Annotated in this window: 13 protein-coding genes; 4 read left to right on the forward strand and 9 right to left on the reverse strand. The window is 70.4% G+C overall.

Annotation, left to right across the window (positions count from 1 at the left end; translation table 11 throughout):
* Window positions 1-203: 203 nt before the first annotated feature.
* Window positions 204-2,522, reverse strand: a complete 2,319-nt coding sequence (locus tag ACFFIA_RS03115; RefSeq protein WP_377244897.1) for a right-handed parallel beta-helix repeat-containing protein — start codon at window positions 2,520-2,522, stop codon at window positions 204-206.
* A gap of 156 nt (window positions 2,523-2,678) precedes the next feature.
* On the opposite strand from ACFFIA_RS03115, the gene ACFFIA_RS03120 reads away from it, so the two are divergent.
* From ACFFIA_RS03120 to ACFFIA_RS03130, 3 genes are all read left to right on the forward strand, one after another.
* A complete protein-coding gene (locus ACFFIA_RS03120; protein WP_377244900.1) occupies window positions 2,679-3,122 on the forward strand; it encodes a hypothetical protein in 444 nt (147 codons plus the stop codon).
* 371 nt (window positions 3,123-3,493) lie between these two features.
* On the forward strand, window positions 3,494-5,872 hold the full coding sequence (locus tag ACFFIA_RS03125; protein WP_377244903.1) for an ATP-binding protein: 2,379 nt from the start codon (window positions 3,494-3,496) through the stop codon (window positions 5,870-5,872).
* A gap of 91 nt (window positions 5,873-5,963) precedes the next feature.
* On the forward strand, window positions 5,964-7,838 hold the full coding sequence (locus tag ACFFIA_RS03130; protein ID WP_377244906.1) for a transketolase: 1,875 nt from the start codon (window positions 5,964-5,966) through the stop codon (window positions 7,836-7,838).
* 105 nt (window positions 7,839-7,943) lie between these two features.
* Here the strand turns inward: ACFFIA_RS03130 and ACFFIA_RS03135 are convergent, their stop codons facing one another.
* From ACFFIA_RS03135 to kduI, 8 genes are all read right to left on the reverse strand, one after another.
* A complete protein-coding gene (locus ACFFIA_RS03135) occupies window positions 7,944-8,108 on the reverse strand; it encodes a GNAT family N-acetyltransferase (protein WP_377244909.1) in 165 nt (54 codons plus the stop codon).
* Between the two features lie 102 nt (window positions 8,109-8,210).
* Complete coding sequence (locus ACFFIA_RS03140; RefSeq protein ID WP_377244912.1) at window positions 8,211-10,379, reverse strand: fibronectin type III domain-containing protein; 2,169 nt, start codon at window positions 10,377-10,379, stop codon at window positions 8,211-8,213.
* The gene (locus ACFFIA_RS03145; protein ID WP_377244915.1) at window positions 10,376-11,896 is read right to left on the reverse strand and encodes a fibronectin type III domain-containing protein; all 1,521 of its coding nucleotides are present in this window, start codon (window positions 11,894-11,896) and stop codon (window positions 10,376-10,378) included. The genes ACFFIA_RS03140 and ACFFIA_RS03145 overlap by 4 nt, the downstream gene beginning before the upstream one ends.
* A gap of 449 nt (window positions 11,897-12,345) precedes the next feature.
* Window positions 12,346-13,518 carry a hypothetical protein gene (locus tag ACFFIA_RS03150; protein ID WP_377244918.1) on the reverse strand — a complete coding sequence of 391 codons (1,173 nt, stop codon included), beginning with the start codon at window positions 13,516-13,518 and terminating at the stop codon, window positions 12,346-12,348.
* Entirely contained in the window at window positions 13,515-14,024 is a 510-nt protein-coding gene (locus tag ACFFIA_RS03155) for a SigE family RNA polymerase sigma factor (RefSeq protein ID WP_377245687.1), read from the reverse strand. Before ACFFIA_RS03155 ends, ACFFIA_RS03150 begins: the two co-directional genes overlap by 4 nt.
* A gap of 254 nt (window positions 14,025-14,278) precedes the next feature.
* Entirely contained in the window at window positions 14,279-15,040 is a 762-nt protein-coding gene (locus ACFFIA_RS03160; protein ID WP_377244921.1) for an IclR family transcriptional regulator, read from the reverse strand.
* A gap of 5 nt (window positions 15,041-15,045) precedes the next feature.
* Complete coding sequence (locus ACFFIA_RS03165; RefSeq protein ID WP_377244924.1) at window positions 15,046-15,798, reverse strand: SDR family oxidoreductase; 753 nt, start codon at window positions 15,796-15,798, stop codon at window positions 15,046-15,048.
* Entirely contained in the window at window positions 15,795-16,610 is an 816-nt protein-coding gene (gene kduI / locus ACFFIA_RS03170; protein ID WP_377244927.1) for a 5-dehydro-4-deoxy-D-glucuronate isomerase, read from the reverse strand. The genes ACFFIA_RS03165 and kduI overlap by 4 nt, the downstream gene beginning before the upstream one ends.
* 105 nt (window positions 16,611-16,715) lie before the next feature.
* Between kduI and ACFFIA_RS03175 the strand changes: the two genes are divergently transcribed.
* Entirely contained in the window at window positions 16,716-17,585 is an 870-nt protein-coding gene (locus ACFFIA_RS03175) for an aldo/keto reductase (RefSeq protein ID WP_377244931.1), read from the forward strand.
* The last annotated feature ends 128 nt before the right edge of the window (window positions 17,586-17,713 follow it).

A 17,713-nucleotide genomic window follows, 5' to 3' on the forward strand; every position in this document is an offset into this window, starting at 1 on the left:
TGATCCGCTCGTCCCGCTCTGACGGCATCGGTCTCCGCAGATACTCTCACGCGGTCTGGAGCGCAGCACCTCGCCGACGTCAAAGGCCTTCGTCATAAGGGCTTTCCTCCCAGGACAGGCGCGGGGAGATGCTGCCGCGACGCACGACATCAGTGGCCCGGTTGACCGGGCTGTTCAGACGTCGAAGGCAGCGGCAGCGGACGTCAGCCGAGGGTGAACTTCTCCCACGTGTTGATGGCGGTACGCCCGGCGAGCAGCGGCTTTGTTCCGGCGCCTTCAGCGGCGACGTACCGGTTGTTGACCGCTGCCCTGAAGCTCACCGAGCCGTCGCTGTTACGGATCATCGTAAACCGTTCCCAGGTGCTGACCGCCAGCCGCTTGGCCTGGAGTGGCTGGGCGCCAGCGCCCTCGGCCGCCACGAAATGGTTGTTGGCGCGGGCGAAGAGCGCGACCTGCCCGTTGCCCAGGTCGACGATGTCGAATGTCTCCCATGTGCTGGCGGCGGGGCGGCTGGCGATCAGTGGCTTGGTGCCCCAGCTTTCGGCCGAGACGAACTTGCCGTTCGCGTGTGCCTTGAACGTGCGGCCCGCGTCCGTGAGCTTGACCTGGTGAAACTTCTCCTTGATGCCGATCGTGGAGGCGTGCGCGGCCAGGAACGGTGATGCCTCGGAGAGGATGCTGACGTATCGGCCGCCGATCACCGACCGGAGGCTGATGCTGCCGTCGGCGTTGCGCACGATGGTGAAGCGCTCCCCGTCGCCGACGGTGATGCGCGTCATCCGGAGCCGATCGCTGGGGCCGTCCGTGACATACCTGCGGGTAGCCCGAGAGAAGAGCGCCACCCTTCCGGCGCCGGCGTCCACGACGTCGAACTGTGCCGCCTCGGTCACCCCGGGGTTCTCCGGGACGATGTCCACGTTTCCGGGGCGGACGGTGGCGTACCGGAGATTGAAGAGGAAGAGCAGTCCCCACGTGCCGGTCGGCCGGAGGACACTGACCTGCCCGGTGGCCCCACTGGTGCGGCCGTCGGTGCCGGTGACAGTGGTTTGGACAGTGAAGTCACCCCAGGTCGAGTACCGGTGCGAGGCGATCGGCGAGGACTGGGTGACGACCGTCCCGTCGCCGAAGTTGAACGTGTACGAGGCGATGGGGACGGTGCCTGGCGTGGAGGCGGTGGCGTCGACGGTGACCGTGCTGTTGCCGGCGTCCAGCGCGAGGGTCGCACTGGCCAGCGGGTTCCGGATGGTCTCTGACCAGCCCCGGTCGGCGTACGTCACCGGGCCGGCGCCCGTGTTGGCCACTCCCGGGTCGTCGATCCGGTCCTTGCCGGCCTGGTCGGTGGGCGGGTAGCCGGGGGCGGCGGAGTTCGCTGAGTCGATGAGGTCGTTGGTGGCCATGGTCTGCCGGTCGTGCCGCCCCTGCCCCGAGGTGGTACGGAATGTGGCCAGCCCCATCCGGGTCCCGGCCCACACATATGCCTCATCCGGCACTTGGTGGCTCGTGTTGTTGTAGTCGACCACCGTGCCCTGCACGGCAGCGTCGTACACACCGATCTCCGGGCCGCCCATCTGGCCGGATACGCAGGAGTTCTGGTTGGGGAAGCCTGGCCTGAAACCGTTGCCGAACAGCGCGTTGTTCTGCACGGAGACACCGGTGGAGGCGCCGTCGACCCGGATGCCGTCCCGGCAGCGGTCCCGGACGGTGTTGTTGGTGATCGCGGTACGCGTGGCGCCGCGGTTGTGGATGCCGTAACCGCCGGCGGCCGAGATGTGGTTGTTGACCACGAGCGTGTCGGTCGCGCCGGGCTCGATCGCCACGCCCGCGCCTCCGAAGCCCTTGACGATACTGCCGCTGAGCTTGTTGCCCGCCCCATCGATCCGGATCGCGACGGACCCGTCGACAGGCTGCGGGCTGTCGAAGGTGAGACCGGTGACGGTGACCCCACTCGTGGCGGCGTCCATGGTCATGCTGGCGGAAGCCGATGTGCTGGTGACGACGAAGCCCTTCAGCGACGACGCGGTGACCCCGGCGAGGCGGATGGCCGGCGCGGTCGCGTTCTGGGCCATGGCGAGGCCGCCACCCTCGACGGTGATGGCGGAGGAGTTTCGGATGTCGAGGGCCGGCACATCGACGGCATTGATCAGCCGGATGCCCTGGAGCACGATGTCGTGCTGGCCGTCGATCACGAAGCCGACGTTCGGCCCGCTGATCGAGACGCTGGAGGTCGCCGTGCCACGGAACGTGATCGGCTGGTCCGGTGTCCCGGATCTGGTGACGGTGACCCGCTCCCGGTAGATGCCGTGGCTCATTTCCACGGTCTGTCCGGCCGTGACCACCGCCGCCGCGGCGCCGATGGTGCAGAACGGCTGCTCCGGCGTGCCCGCGCCACTGTCCGAACAGGTCGCGGACATCTGACGGACGTAAAGCACGGTCGCGGCTGCCTGCACCGGAGCCGCCACACCTACCAACGTGCCGCTGGTCAACGCCATCACGACAACGCTCGCCCGGAACGATCTGCGCATGCTGCCCTCGTCGGATCAAGAAAGGGGGAACCGGATCAAACCACGGGGATCTCCTCGCACACAACCGGCCTAACGGCGACTGACACCGACCTACGAGGACGCCTGGGCCCACGACGACGCGCAAGGGCTTTGGGGGTTTGCAGTACGCTCGCCTCGTTGATCGTCCTGCTCCTTGGCGAGGGGATGTCCGTGACCGATCCCATCACCACCAGCATCGCCACTGCCTTGGCGACGGCCGCGACGACGGCTTTGACCGATGGCAGCCGCACGCTGATCGCCAAGCTGACCGGATTTCTGGTCGAACGGTTTCGGCGCGACCCATCGGACCGTGAAGCGTTGGAAGCGGCCAGAGACAATCCGGAGGACCGGGCCGCCATCCAACGCCTCGCCGAGCTGCTTGACCGGCGTATGCGTGAAGACCCGGTGTTCGCGCAGCGGCTCCGGGCGCTCTGGTTTGACGTCACCGCCGCGGAGGGTGGCAGCCGCGACGATGTCTCCAACACGGTCAGTGGACAGGTCCACGGCTCCGTCGTCCAGGCTCGTGACGTGAGCGGTGGGATCACGTTTCACGATCCCGGCCGTTCAGATTCCACTGACTGAGGACACACGCCGTCGGAGGCCCAAGCGACGACCGGCGACACCGGACGCCGCCTGAGCCTCGGCTCGACCGACCCGCCTGAAATTGGTCCTAACCGAGCCTGGGCTTTGTGTCGCCGTTGGTGCCGCTACCACCGGCGCCGCTGGTGCTGCCCTGGGTGCTGCCGGTGCCACGTCGCCCAACGCTCTTCGGGACGACTTCCGGAATAGTGCGCATTGTCCACCTCACCTGCTGTTTGTGGAACAACCCCCATCGGACGCGGGAGCTTGATTCTACGGCTCGCCCGCACGATTCACATTGGACCGAAACCGTCAGATCATGGCAGTACTGGGCCCGGGCCGAGGCCCGCGAACACGTGACGAAGGCGGCGCCGGTGGGTGAGTCGGGAGACGGGACGCGCTCGGAGGTCTCGGGCAGCGCACACGATGTCGTCCAGGCACGGGACATCAGTGGTGGTGTCCACTTCCACGGCCCGGCCGCCAAGCCTGTACCGGTGCCTCGGCAACTGCCGGCGGACGTACGTGGCTTCGTCAACCGGGTGAGCGAGTTGGCGCGACTCGACGCGATGCTGGTGCCGGCGAGCGGAGCGCCCGAGACGTCGGTGTGCGTGATCGCGGGTACGGCCGGCGTGGGCAAGACCGCGCTCGCCCTGCGCTGGGCCCACCGCCACCGCGCCGACTTCCCGGACGGGCAGTTGTACGTCAACCTGCGCGGCTACGACCCGGGTGAACCGGTGACCGCCATGTCGGCGCTGGAACGGTCTCTCACGACGCTGGGCCAGACGCCGAGTACGGTGCCGGGCGACCTGGAGACGCGCAGCGCGCTGTACCGCTCGCTGCTCGCCGACCGGCGGATGCTGATCCTGCTGGACAACGCCGCCACCGTGGGGCAGGTGCGTCCGCTGCTGCCCGGGGCCGCCGGCTGCGTGGTGGTGGTGACGTCCCGCAGCCGCCTCTCCGGGCTGCTGATCCGCGACGGCGCACACCGGGTCACCGTGGGCGTGTTCGACGAGGCCGAGGCTGTCGAGCTGCTGCGCGTGGCCACCGCCGGATACCGGATCGACGACCAGGAGGCCGACGTCGCCGAACTCGCCCGGTTGTGCGTCCGGCTCCCGTTGGCCCTGCGGATCGCGGCCGAGCGCGCGGCGGCCCGGCCCCACATGCCACTGGCCGCGCTGATCCGCGACCTGCGCGACGAGTCGTCCCTGTGGACCGCCCTCTCCTCTGAGGACGAGGAGGAGGCGGACGCGGTGCGCACCGTGTTCGCGTGGTCGTACCGGGCGTTGTCGGCCTCCGCCGCGCGCCTCTTCCGGCTGCTCGGCATCCATCCGGGGCCCAGTTTCGGGCTACCGGCCGCCGCCGCGCTGGCCACCGTGTCGCCGGTGGAGGCCCGCCGCCTGCTCGACGTCCTGGTCGGAGCGCATCTGCTCGAACAGAGCGCCCACGAGCGGTACCAGTTTCACGACCTGCTGCGCGCCTACGCCTCAGGCGAGGCGTCGGGAAGTGACAGTCCCACCGACACGCGGGCCGCCCTGGAGCGGCTGTGCGACTGGTACCTCCGCACGCTCTCGGCCGCCGTCGACGCCCTCGACGCGCAGCGTGACCCCGGGCTCGTCGTCCTCGAAAACAGCGCCGTCACGCCGCTGCGCTTCGCCGATCCCGATGCCGCGCTCGAATGGATCGACACGGAGACCGACAACCTGTTGGCGATCGCCGAAACCGCGGCCGGCGCGGGCCTGGACGAGATGGCGTGGAAGCTCGCCGCTCTGTTGCGCAACCCGTACGGCGACCGGCATCCGCCCATGTCCTGGCTACCGCTCGGCGAGCGGGCACTGGCCGCGGCCCGGCGCAGCGATGACCACATTGGACAGATCATCCTCTCGGTGGGCCTGGGCATCACGCACCGCCTGGCCCGCGACACCGACCGCGCGATCGAGTACCACGAGGCGGCGCTGGCCGTCGACACCGACCACAGCGGCCTGGAGCTGCTGCGCGAGAACACGTACGGCCACGCGCTCGTGGACGCCCGCCGGTTCGGCGAGGCCCTTGAGGTCTACCAGCGGCTTCTCGCCCGGGTACAGGACGCCGGTGACCAGCACTGGGAGGTTGGCGTCCTGGGCAACATGGCGCTGATCCTGTTCCACGCCGGTCGGTTACCCGAGGCTCAGGCCCGGATCGACGACGCATTCGCCGCGATGCCTGGCGACTACTCCCAGCTCGTAAGGGCGGAGTGGCTGTACACCAGCGCGATGATCGCTCGGGAGTCCGGACGCGCCGCCGAGGCACAGCCCGCCATCGACGAGGCCCTGTCGATCAGCCGCGAGCAAAAGAACCTGATCATGGAGGCGATGCTCGAGATCGAGCTGGCGAACGTCCAGCTCGCGCTCGACCGCCCGTACGAGGCGCTGGCCACGCTCCAGCACGCGGCGTCGATCCACCGTCGGCTCGGCGACCGCAGCCGCGAGGCGCTCGCCCTGAACGCCACGGGCGAGGCATACCAGGCGGTCGGCCGTACCCGGGAAGCCGCCGACTTCCACCGCGGCGCCGCCATGGTCCACCGGGAACTCGGCGACGGCTGGCGCCTCGCGCTCGCGCTGGCCGACCTCGCCACCGTGCTGCACGCCCTCGGCGACAGCACCGAGGCCGCGAGCTTCGCCACCGAGGCGCTCGACCTCACCCGGCGGTACGGCGACCCCCGCGCCGAGGCGCTGCGTCGACGGCTGACCCCCTTGCTGACAAGTAGCCGTAACTGACGAGGTACCCGTAATTTCGGACGGCACACGCACAGGCGATCAGGCGGCGCGGGACCGTTTGTGGCGGCCACCGACGGGTACGCGGAACGGTATGGCGGTAACCAAGGCGCAGACCAGGCCCAGCCTGGATCAGATGGTGGAGCTGGGCCAGCAGTTGCGGGTGGACGCCGTGCGGTGTTCCGCGGCCGCGGGCTCGGGGCACCCGACGTCGTCGATGTCGGCGGCGGACCTGATGGCGGTGCTGCTGGCCCGTTACCTGCGATACGACGTGACCGATCCGGACGACCCGTACAACGACCATCTCGTGTTCTCCAAGGGGCACGCGTCGCCGTTGCTGTACGCGATGCTGCGGGCGGCCGGCGCGATCAGCACCGAGGAGCTGATGACCTACCGGCGGCTGGGCAGCCGGCTGGAGGGACACCCCACACCGCGGCTGCCGTGGGTCGACGTGGCCACCGGCTCGCTGGGTCAGGGGCTCCCGCTCAGCGTTGGTATGGCGTTGACCGGAGCCCAGCTGGACCGGCTGCCGTACCGGACCTGGGTACTGTGCGGCGACAGTGAGCTGGCCGAGGGCTCGATGTGGGAGGCGTTCGAACACGCCGGCGTGGCCGGACTGGACCACCTGACCGCGATCGTGGACGTGAACCGGCTGGGCCAGCGCGGCCCGACCCGGCACCAGTGGGACCTGGACGCGTACGCGCGGCGCATGGCGGCGTTCGGCTGGCGGGTCATCGAGGTGGACGGGCATGACATCGCGGACATCGACCGCGCCTTCGCCCAGGCCGTGTCCACCAGCGGCCGCCCGCAGGTGATCCTCGCGCGGACCCGCAAGGGTCAAGGCGTCGCGGGGGTCGAGGACCAGGAGGGCTTGCACGGCAAGCCGCTGTCCGACCCGGACGAGGCGGTGCGGCAGCTCGGCGGCGTGCGCGACATGACGGTACCGGTACAGACGCCGGACCGCGCGGGCACGCCGCACCGGTTCCCGTCCGGCCCGCTGACGCTGCCCACGTACCAGGTCGGCGAGAAGGAGGCCACGCGGACCGCGTTCGGCAGGGCCCTCGCCGCGCTCGGCGACGCGCGCGGCGACGTTGTCGTGCTGGACGGCGAGGTGGCCGACTCGACCCGCACCGAATTCTTCGCCGGCACTCATCCCGACCGCTTCTTCGAGTGCTACATCGCCGAGCAGCAGATGGTCGCCGCCGCGGTCGGCATGCAGGCGCGCGGCTGGGCACCGTTCGCGGCCACGTTCGCCGCGTTCTGGACCAGAGCCTTCGACTTCGTACGGATGGCCGCGATCAGCCGGGCGAACCTGCGGCTTTGCGGCTCGCACGCCGGCGTCTCCATCGGGCAGGACGGGCCGTCGCAGATGGGCCTGGAGGACCTGGCGGTGTTCCGGGCAGTGCACGGGAGCACCGTGCTCTACCCGTGTGACGCCAACCAGACCGCCGCGCTTGTCGCGGCCATGGCCGACCAGGCCGGGATCAGCTACCTGCGCACCACGCGCGGCGGCACGCCGGTCATCTACCCGCCCGGCGAACGGTTTCCGATCGGCGGCAGCCGCACCCTGCGCCACTCGACCGGCGACCGCGTGACGATCCTCGCCGCCGGCGTCACCGTGCACCAGGCCATCGCCGCGGCCGACCGGCTCGCGGCCGACGGCATCCCGGCCCGGGTTATCGACGCCTACTCGGTCAAGCCCATCGACGCGGACGCCGTCCGTACGGCGGCACGGGAGACCGGCCATCTCGTGACGGTCGAGGACCACTGGCCCGAAGGCGGGCTCGGCGACGCCGTCCTGGACGTGTTCGCCGACGGTGGCGAGCCGTCACCACGGGTACGCAAGCTCGCCGTACGGGAGATGCCCGCGTCGGCCACGCCGGACGAGCAGCTTCGCGCCGCCGGCATCGACGCCGACGCCATCGCCGACGCCGCCCGGGCGCTGATCGGCGGCACCGGCCCGGCCTGACGCGAACGGCCGTGTGCGACCGGCAGCAGGCCGGTCGCACACGGTTCACGCTGGGAATGTCCTAATAAGGCAGACTTTTTGCCTCGGCGTACGCCCTCCCGTTACCTACCCATGAACAGGTCGGTCCGGCGCTGGAGCGAGGCGGTCGAGCCGGTACACGTAGTGCGACGGGTCGTCGGCGGGGTTGTCCGGCTCTATCGGGCCCGCACCGATCCTGGTGAAGCCCGCCTTCTCCAGCGCCCGCCACGAGGCGACGTTGCCGGCGACCACGGAAACGACGATCGCCGGCGATCCGCAGCCCGTTGGTACGCGGAAAGGTGCCCCACCCCGGAGTCGGGGTGGGGCACCTCGGATCTGTGTGTCGCTATCGGGCTAGGAGTACGGGTTGCTGACCCGCTGCGGGATGTCGATGCCGTCCTGGTGGCCCAGGATGTCGAAGGTGTCGTAGACGACCCGTCCGCTCAGTTTGAGCTTCACGACCATCCGGACCTTCTGGCAGTTCGGCGGCGTGTACGGATACGTCTCACCGGGGATCAACTCGTCGAGCAACTGAAGCTCGTTGCCCCACATGTCGACGTGGTAGACGCGCATCGGCTCCATGCTGACGTTGGTGAGGTTGAGCCGCTTGACCAGCCGGATCGGCGTGTCGCGCTCCACCTTCACCTGCCGCGTGGTGGTCTGACCGGCGGTGTTGGTCGCGGTCAGCACGTAGGTGACGTTGCCGTCGTTGCTTCCGCCGCTGATCTGCTGGTCCCACTGCCCCGGCGTGGACCGGGGAGCGTTGTAGATCTGCGCACCGTCACGGGTGACCGTGATGCGGGTTGCGCCGGAGACGCTCCAGGTCAGCTGGATGTTGACCGGCTGGCACGCCTGCGGGCGGGTGGGATTGGCGCTGAACGTGTCGATGCGCGGCGCCCCGGTCGTCCACGCCTCCACCTTGCCGGCCTGGTCGTCGGGGAGGTCGGCGGCGGTGTTCTGGAACGGCTTGACCAGGATGGTGTACCCCGTGACCGCGCTGAGCCCGGTGATCGTCTCCTGGCGTTTGCCGGTGCCGGCCATCGCGGGCAGTGTGACCGTCCGGCTGGTGCCGCCACCGGTGACCTTGATCGAGTAGCCGTCCTCGGTGCCGGAGTTGTCGTTCCAGGTGATGGTCAGCGACGTGTCGCCGATCTCCGCGACCTGGACTCCCGTCGGTGCCTGCGGTGCTGGCAGCAGCGAGTTGCCGCAGACCTGCGCCGATGCCTCGCTCGGACGCGTGTTGGTGGTGATCACGCGGTAGCAGTAACGCGTCCCGGCCTGCACGTCGGTGTCGTTGTAGACGTCCACCTTCCCGTTGACCCGATACACCTCCTGCCACGGACCGTCCGCCACGCTGCGCTCGACCCGCACGCCCTCGACGCTCTCGTGGTTGGTCCAGCGCACCTGGTTGCGGAGCCAGAAAAGCGTGTCGTTCTTCACCAGCGGCCGGATGACCGGCGGCGCGACGTTGCCGGGCATGTTGTAGCCGCGACAGTCGATCTCGGTCCATGGGTCGACACCGAAGCCGACGTTGCGAGCCCAGACGCACACGCCGTGGCTGCCCTCCTCGGTGGCAGCCGGAATGCCGCCCAGGTCGAATCCCCAACCGTCGCCGGTCCGGCTGACGTCCGCCAGACCCTCGTGCACGACCGCGCCGTCGACGTTGACCCGTACGGCCAGCTTGGCCGCCTTGTCATCGGGATCGGCGACCCAGCCGCCGACCCGCAGTGTCGCGCCGTCGCGGGTGAGCGTGTCGAAGCTGCCGTACGGCTGGTGCCGCACCCAGTAGCCACGGCACAGGAGGTCGATGTTCACACCTTGGCCGACGTTCAGCATGCGGAGGCAGACGGTGTGCAGGTCGTCCCGTCCCCCATCCGGCAGCAGGGCGTCGAAGCCGTGCAGGTCGCCGTATCCGGGATTGGCCTGCCCGATGTCGGGCCGCGACTGGTTGGCGGTGATCGTACCCAGCAGGTTGCCGCTGCCGTCCCGTGCCTCGAGGACGACCGGACCGGCGGTGTCCGGGTCGACCGCCCAGCCTCGGACCCGGACCTTGTCTCCCTCGGCGCCGATCGATTCCAGCATCCCCATCGGCGAGAAGTAGATCGTCACGTCCTTGCAGCCGATGCCGGCGTTGCTGCCATGACCGATGTTGTGGGCGGTCGCGCAGACCCGCGAGCCGGCGCGCGCCGGAACCACTCCCGAGTAGCGACCCCCGTGTGCCACGAGGGAGCCGACCGACACATTGTCGATCTTGATTTCCACGGTGACCGGGCTTGTCGAGTCCGGATCCTGCGCCTCGCCGCTGACCTGGACACCGGTCGGTACACGATGGACCGACGCGAGCGTGCCGGTCGGGTTGTGCGAACGAGGCGGATCGGGGTCGGGGTCGCTGCACGCCGGTGGCGTCGGGATCCGGTCGCAGAAGGGCTGGGCGGCCGCCGGGGACAGCCCCGTCGTGGCCGTCATCGCCATCGCCAGCGCCGACAGTACGAACACCGTCAGCGCCCGCCTACGGGCCCTCACGGCGTCGTCCGAACGCTCAGCCCGGCAACCGGCGCGGCCTCGTGTGCCGGGTTCACCGGCGTCACGGTGACCCAGTACCAGGTGTTCGGCTCGAGGGAGCCGATCCGGTGGACCATCTCACCCGTGCCGGCCCGGGCCGGCAGCTCCACGCGCTTGGCCTCGGACGGGCTGGCGCCGCTGCGGTTCCAGGTGAGCACGTAGCCGGTCTCGGTGGTCGCGTTGTCGTTCCACTTCACGGTCGCGCTGCTCGCGTCGCCGGCGCTCTGCGTCAGCCCGCTGGCGGCGGGCAGCGGCAGCAGGAGCGTCTTGTGGCAGGTCTCGGCCGAGGCGCTGCTCGGGCGGTCGTTGCTCGCGGTGACCCGGTAGCAGTAGTCGTGACCCGGCCGGAGGCCGCTGTCCACGAACCAGCTGTAGTCCCACTCGCCGAGCATCCGCCACGGGCCGCCGTCCGCCGAACGCTCGATCCGGAAGCCCTGCGCGACCGGGTCGTCCGCCCAGTCGATCCGGATCGACGTGGAAGCGACGGTGGCCGGGTCGAAGCGCGGCGTGGCGACGGCCGCCTTGACGCTGTAGGTGTGGCAGCCGATCTGCGTGGCCGGGTCGACGCCGGCGAGGATGTTGCGCGCCTTGACGCAGACCGTGTGGTTACCGGCGGACATGTTCGCCGGCAGCGTCGTCTCGAAGCCGTGGTACGGGCCGTATCCGGGCCAGTCGTTGGCGACGTCCTCGCGGACCTTGCCGGCCCGCTCGGTGCCCCGCAAGACGCCGTCGATGTAGTAGTCGACGTCGATCTGCGCCGTCGGCCCGTCCGGGTCGGCCGCCCAGCCGCGCAGGGCGAGCTGCTCGCCGTCGCGGACCAGCGACTCGAAGACGCCGAAGGGCTGGTGCTTGACCGTGTACGACTTGCAGCCGAGGCCGGTGTTCGTACCGGCGCCCAGGTTGACCATCGTGAGGCAGATCTGGTGGCTGCCGTCCGCGGGCTTCTCCGGCAACTGCGCGTCGAAGCCGTGGTAGTCGCCGTAGCCCGCGTTGGCCTGGCCGATGTCGGGCCGGTTGACGTTGGCCGGGATGGTCGCCAGAAGGGCGCCCGCGTTGTCCCGTGCCTCGACCGAGAGCGCGGCGGTCGAGTCGGGGTCGATCGCCCAGCCCTTGACCCGCACCCGGCCGCTGTCGTGCCAGAGGGCTTCCCACGCCCCGAACGGGTCCACTCGGATCGTGGTGTTGACGCAGCCGAGCGTGGTGTCCCCGCCGCCGCCGATGTCGCGGGCGATCGCGCAGACCCGGCTGCCGGCCCGCGCCGGCACGACCCCGGAGTAGCGCTTGCCGGTCTGGTTGGCCACCAGCGTGCCGACGCGAGCGCCGTCGATGGTGATGTCGACGCTCACCGGGCTCGACGGCGCGTCGTCGTCGGACGCCGTGCCGGCGACGGACACGCCGGCGGGCACTCGCTGCACCTGGGTGAGTGTGCCGGTCGGCGGATACACCTCCGGCTGCTCGCCGCAGATAGGCGGTGGCACCGGTACATCGCAGTTGGGCTTGGCGTGCGCTGGCGCCGCACTGACGGCACCCCCGACCATAGCCCCCAAACCGGCGCAAAGCAGCACGGATCTCAGACGGTGTCGCACGTGGACAGTCCCTTTCCTCGACTCTGGTGTGACCAAGAGGCTAGGAACGCCCGTTCTGGTACGTCGTCAGCACCGAGGCCCCCGTACGTCCACCCGCGCGATGATCATGTGTCCGCCATGCGACGGACCCAAGCCCCACCTGTCGGCGCGCCGGCCGTTCCCCACCGGCCTCAGCAAATCGCCACCGAGTCCCGGCACGCCCTGGCACCGGTCCCACCGCACCGGGAAGTTTGTCCCGCGCGTACCTGGGTCCACGGATGGCGGCGCAACAGTCAGGATGCCTGCGATACAGGGCAAAGCGGCGCCGGAACTCGTCCGGCGCCGCTCGGGTTCGCTTCAGGTCAGCGGTCGAGGTACCGCGCCAGATCGGCCTCGTTGCTCGGGTCCGGGCGGTCGATCGTCGCCGTCACCTTGCCGTCGAGCGTGACCAGGTGAAGCTTGTCCGCCGTCTGCACGACCAGGCTGTTGTCGGACCGGAAGAAGATCTCGGTGATCCCCTTCAGCTTGGCGGGGAGCGCGATCCGGTGGCCGCTGGTCGTGTCCAGGACGATCGCGGCGCTGAGTACCCGCGTGGGATCGGTGTTGCCCTGCGCGGTGGCGACGTACCGGCCGTCGTTTGAGATGGCCTGCACCGCGAACGGGCACGCGACCTTGCCGCACTCCGCCTGGCGGCTGATGTCGATCCGCCGTACGACGGTGCCGCTCGCTCGGGCGACCACAATCGTGCGGCTCCCCTCGGCGTACGCCTTGAAGGTGCCGATCGCGGACCAGGCCAGGTACTCCGGGAACCGGTCGATGTCGAGCTCGCTGAACGTGCCACTGGTGGCGTCGACGTAGCCGAACGACTGGCCGCCGGTCGCGGTGTCGCCCTCCATGGCGGTGATGCCGACCAGCAGGCGGTTGGAGTCGGGCATCCAGGCCGGCTCGTTTCCGCCGCCCCAGGAGACGTTCTCCGCCACGACCTTCCGGGCGCCTCCCGGGCGGACGATCACCAGGTCACCAGGGAACTCGGTGATGTCACGCTTCGGATGTAGCAACGCGACCTTGGTCCCGTCGGGCGAGACGGAGGCGACACGGTCGCCCGGCATGCGGGCGCCGAAGCTGGTGGTCCTGGTGACGCCGTCGGTCACCGTGACGACCTCGATCTCGGCGCCGACCCGCAGATACACGAGGCGGCCGGGAACGTGGTCGGGCGCGGTGCCGGCCCGCGGCGTGCCCTCGGTGGCTGGCGCCGACGATGCCGGCGGAGTGGGCACAGTGGACGTCGACAGGGTGGGCGGCACGGCCACCGTCGCCGACTCGCCGGGCTGCGGCACGCTGTTCGACTGCGGCAGCATCTGGATCCCGCCGACCGCGGCCGCACCTGCCAGGGCCAGGGCCGCCACCGAGGTGACCGCGGCGCGGCGGTAGCCGAGGCGGCGGGCGCTGGTGTCCACCCGCTGGCGCAGCGCGGTGTAGTCGGTGTCGGTCATCTCGTCCGCCAGGGTGGCGAGTCGCTGGTTCAGGTCGTTCATCGGGTCACCCCTTCGGACAGGTCGATCTCGGGCATCAGTTCGCGGAGCCTGCTGAGGGCACGGGCGGTGTGGCTCTTGACCGTGCCCACACGGCAGTTGAGGATCTCGGCGGTCTCCGCCTCGCTGTGGTCCTCGAAGTACCGCAGAACGACCACCGCCCGCTGGCGGGCCGGCAGGGCCTGGAGCGCCCGGCGCAGCGCCAGCCGCTCGACCGCGTTGTGGGCGTGATCGGAGTGGTCGCGGTGCTCCGGCAGCTCGCCCGGCATGGTCTCGACCACCTTGCGCCGGCGCCACATGCTCACCTGGAGGTGGTACATGACGCGGCGGGCGTACGCCTCGGGGTTGCCGTCGGAGAGCCGCTGCCAGGCCCGGAACGTACGGGCCAGTGCGTCCTGGACCAGATCCTCGGCCAGGTGCTTGTCACCGGTCAGCAGGTACGCCGTGCGCAGCAGCGCCGGCGCACGCCCGCGGAAGAAGGCGTCGAAGTCGTTGGTCATCTGCTCCACCACAGGCGATCGGGCGGTGATGCCTGCCGGGGCGGCCCCGGTCATGGCTTGGGTCATGGAACAACTCCGTCGGAAGGAAACTTACGGCGATGGCCTGCGCGCGGCGATGGACACACGTATAAACGTCACCGTGTTCCATGCCGGGTTACCGCCGTAGCCCCCATTTCCGGTCGCGAAGTCGACCCGAGCACATGACAACCTCGACGGGCCTGGACGCGTTCAAGCGCTTAGGCCCGCCGGGTCGATCGAAGCCGCTACGGGCGAGCGCCGGCCGCGCCGAAGGCACGACCGATCTCCTCCGCGGCGTCCAGCAGTGGGGCGGCGAACTCGGCCGCCCGGTCGAGGCTGAGGTCGTACTCCAGTCCGGAGATGCTGATACCCGCCACCGGGACGCCGCCGTCGTCCAGGACCGCGGCGGCGATGCAGCGCGTGTGCTGCTCGTTTTCGCCGTCGTCCCAGGCCCAGCCGCGCGCCCGGATCTGCGCGAGGTGAGCCATCAGCCCCGCCGGGTCGGTGATTGTGGCCGGGGTCATGGCGGGCAGCCCGGTGCGGGCGGCGATCGCGGTGACCTCGGGCTCCGGCAGGCACGCCAGGATGGCCTTGCCCATCCCGGTGGAGTGCAGGTGTACGGCCTGGCCGATGTACGAGCGCATCTGGTACGCCCGCTGGCCGTCCAGCTTCTCGGTGTAGAGCACCTGGTCGCCTTGCCGTACTCCGAGGTGGATGGTGTAGCCGGTGATTTCGTTGAGCCGCTGTATCGCGTGCCGCACCAGCTCGGCGTGGCCGCCCTTGTTGATCAGCCGTCCGGCGAGGCCGAGCAGCCTGGTGTGTGGCGCGTAGCCGCGGTCGTGGTCCTGCCGGACCCAGCCGGCGGCGACCAGCTCGTTGAGGATCCGGTGTGCGGTGCTCAGCGGCAGGCCGGTGGCCCGGCAGATGTCCGAGAGCCGCCGCTCGGTGGTCACGGCGTCGAGGACGAGCAACACCTTCTCGACGGCGGAGGGCGGTTCGGCGGTCACGGGTATCAGCGTCCCATCCAACCACCGTCGACGACGAGCACGTGTCCGTGTACGTAGCGGGAGTCGGGACCGGCCAGGAACACCACCGGCCCGGCGATGTCGTCGGGCGTACCCCACCGGCCGGCTGGGATGCGTTCGCGGATGGCCCGTTCGCGGTCGGGATCGCGGCGCAGCGGCTCGGTGTTGTCGGTGACGACGTAGCCCGGCGCGACCGCGTTGACGTTCACGCCGCGGCCGGCCCACTCGTTGGCCAGTGCCTTGGTCAGGCCGACGACCGCGTGCTTGCTGGCCGCGTACGCCGGCACGGTGACGCCGCCCTGAAACGACAGGAGCGAGGCGATCGTGATGATTCGCCCGTCGCCGTTGGCCAGCATGTGGCGGCCCACCGCGGCGCTCATCGCGAAGACGGCGTCGAGGTTGAGGGTGAGTACGCGTCGCCAGTCCGGCATCGAGGTCTCCTCGGCCGGCCCGCGGTGGATCATCCCGGCGTTGTTGACCAGGATGTCGATCCGGCGCCGCGCGAGCAGCGCATCCAGTTCGCCGGCGGCCCGGTCGGCGTCGAGCAGATCGCAGACGACCGACTCGGCGGAGCGGCCGAGGGCGCGCACCTCGTCGGGCACGTCGCCGGCCTCGGCCCGGTCCCAGCAGACCAGGTCGGCGCCGGCGGCGGCCAGCGCCAGCGCGCTCGCCCGGCCGATGCCGGTGCGGGCGCCGGTGACCAGCGCGGTACGCCCGGCCAGCGGCAGGCCGCCGCTCACCGCAGGTCCCGGGTCGGGACGACCTCGACGTCCGAGTAGTCGACGTTCTCGCCGGCCATGGCCCAGACGAACGAGTACGCCCTGGTGCCGGCACCGCTGTGCACCGACCACGGCGGCGACACGACGGCCTGGCGGTCCGCCATGATCAGGCTGCGCGTGTTGTCCGGCTCGCCGCAGAGGTGCACGACGCGGTCGTCCTCGCCGAGCCCGAAGTACAGGTAGATCTCGGTACGCCGGTCGTGCACGTGGCACGGCATGGTGTTCCACACGCTGCCCTCGGCCAGTGTGGTGATGCCGACGACGAGCTGGTTGGAGGCGACCCCGCCGGCGTGCACGTACTTGCGGATCGTGCGCACATTGGACTCCGCCTGCGTACCCAGGTGCAGGGCCTCCACCTCGTCGCGGCGGGCCAGCCGCGTGGGGTCGGGCCGGTGCGCGGGCGCGGAGACCAGGTAGTACGCCGCCGTGCCGGCCAGCCGTACGTCCCTGCTGCCCATCCCGACGTAGAGCACGTCGCCCGCGACCAGCTCGTACCCGGTGTCGTCGACGGTGACGGTGCCGGAACCGTCCAGGCAGATCACCGCCAGTTCGCGGCGCTCGCAGAAGTAGCCGGCGCGCAGCGGGTCCGGCGTGGGCAGGGTCAGCGAACCGCCCGCCGGGACCGCACCACCGATCACCAACCGGTCGTGGTGGGTCATGGACAGCCGGATCTCGCCCGGCGTGAACAGGTCGGGCACCACGAACCGCTCGCGCAGTGCGGCGGTGGTGAGGCCGGCCATCTCCGCCGGATGGGTCGCGTGTTGAACGTACATGAGATTCCTTCCGTACGACAGAAACTCTTTCCTTCTGACGGAAGATGCCTGATACTGGGGTCAAAGCGCAAGGCCAGTACGCAGAGTTATCGGAGAGTTGATCCAATGCACCTGGCGGGTAGGGAGGTCGGCGGGATCGGCCTGGGCTTGCTTCCGCTGGCCGCCGAGGGCCGACCTGACTACGACGACGCGGTGGCCACGGTCCGTCACGCCGTCGAGGTTGGCGTGCCGTTCCTGGACACTGCGGACTGCTACGGCCTGACCAGCCACGACCACGGCTACGGCGAGCGGCTCGCGGCAGCCGCGCTGGCCACGTTCGGCCCTGGCTGGCCGGACCGGGTCCTGATCGCGACGAAGGGCGGGCTGCTGCGCGGCGAGACCGGCGGCTGGATCAACGACGCGCGCCCCGAGCACCTCTTCCGAGCCTGCGACGCCAGCCTCCAGCGGCTCGGCCTGGAGTCGATTCCGCTCTACCAGCTCCACCGTCCGGATCCGGCGGTGCCGATCGAGGAGTCGGTCGGCGCCCTGGGCGAGCTGCGGCGGCAGGGCAAGATCCAGCACATCGGGGTCAGCAACTTCAGCGTCGACATGATCGAGCGGGTCCGCCCGATCGCACCGATCAGCAGCGTGCAAAACCGGCTCTCCCTCTTCGACCGGGAGGAGCTGGCCACGGTGGCGCACTGCCAGCGGCTCGGCATCGCGTTCCTCGCCTGGGGCCCGCTGGGCGGCCGGCGGCGGGCGCCCCGGCTCGCCGCCGCCCTGCCGGCGCTGGCCCCGGTCGCCGCCCGGCATGGCGCCACCCCGCACGAGATCGCGCTCGCCTGGCTGCTCGCCCAGGGGCCAAACGTCGTGGCGATCCCGGGCTGCACCACACCGTCCATGGTGGACAGCGCGCGCAGCGCCGCCACCGTGCGCCTCTCCGGCGCCGACCTCGCCGAGGTCACCGCCGCCGTCGCGGCCGAGGAGCCGGCATGACCCGCCCTCGCGACGACAACACCGAAACGACCAGCCGTCGCGGGCGGCGGGCCGACCTGGCCCGCCCTCTCCACTGGACCGCCGAAACGACCAGCATGAGCCCCGCCGCCCCGGTGGGGTCGAGAAAG

It is taken from the genome of Phytohabitans kaempferiae (assembly GCF_042433955.1).
Taxonomy (GTDB): domain Bacteria; phylum Actinomycetota; class Actinomycetes; order Mycobacteriales; family Micromonosporaceae; genus Phytohabitans; species Phytohabitans kaempferiae.

Coding starts and splice junctions, on each gene's coding strand:
- ACFFIA_RS03115 (WP_377244897.1), bottom strand. CDS start 2,522: ATGCGCAGATCGTTCCGGGCGAGCGTTGTCGTGATGGCGTTGACCAGC.
- ACFFIA_RS03130 (WP_377244906.1), top strand. CDS start 5,964: ATGGCGGTAACCAAGGCGCAGACCAGGCCCAGCCTGGATCAGATGGTG.
- ACFFIA_RS03150 (WP_377244918.1), bottom strand. CDS start 13,518: ATGAACGACCTGAACCAGCGACTCGCCACCCTGGCGGACGAGATGACC.
- kduI (WP_377244927.1), bottom strand. CDS start 16,610: ATGTACGTTCAACACGCGACCCATCCGGCGGAGATGGCCGGCCTCACC.
- ACFFIA_RS03175 (WP_377244931.1), top strand. CDS start 16,716: ATGCACCTGGCGGGTAGGGAGGTCGGCGGGATCGGCCTGGGCTTGCTT.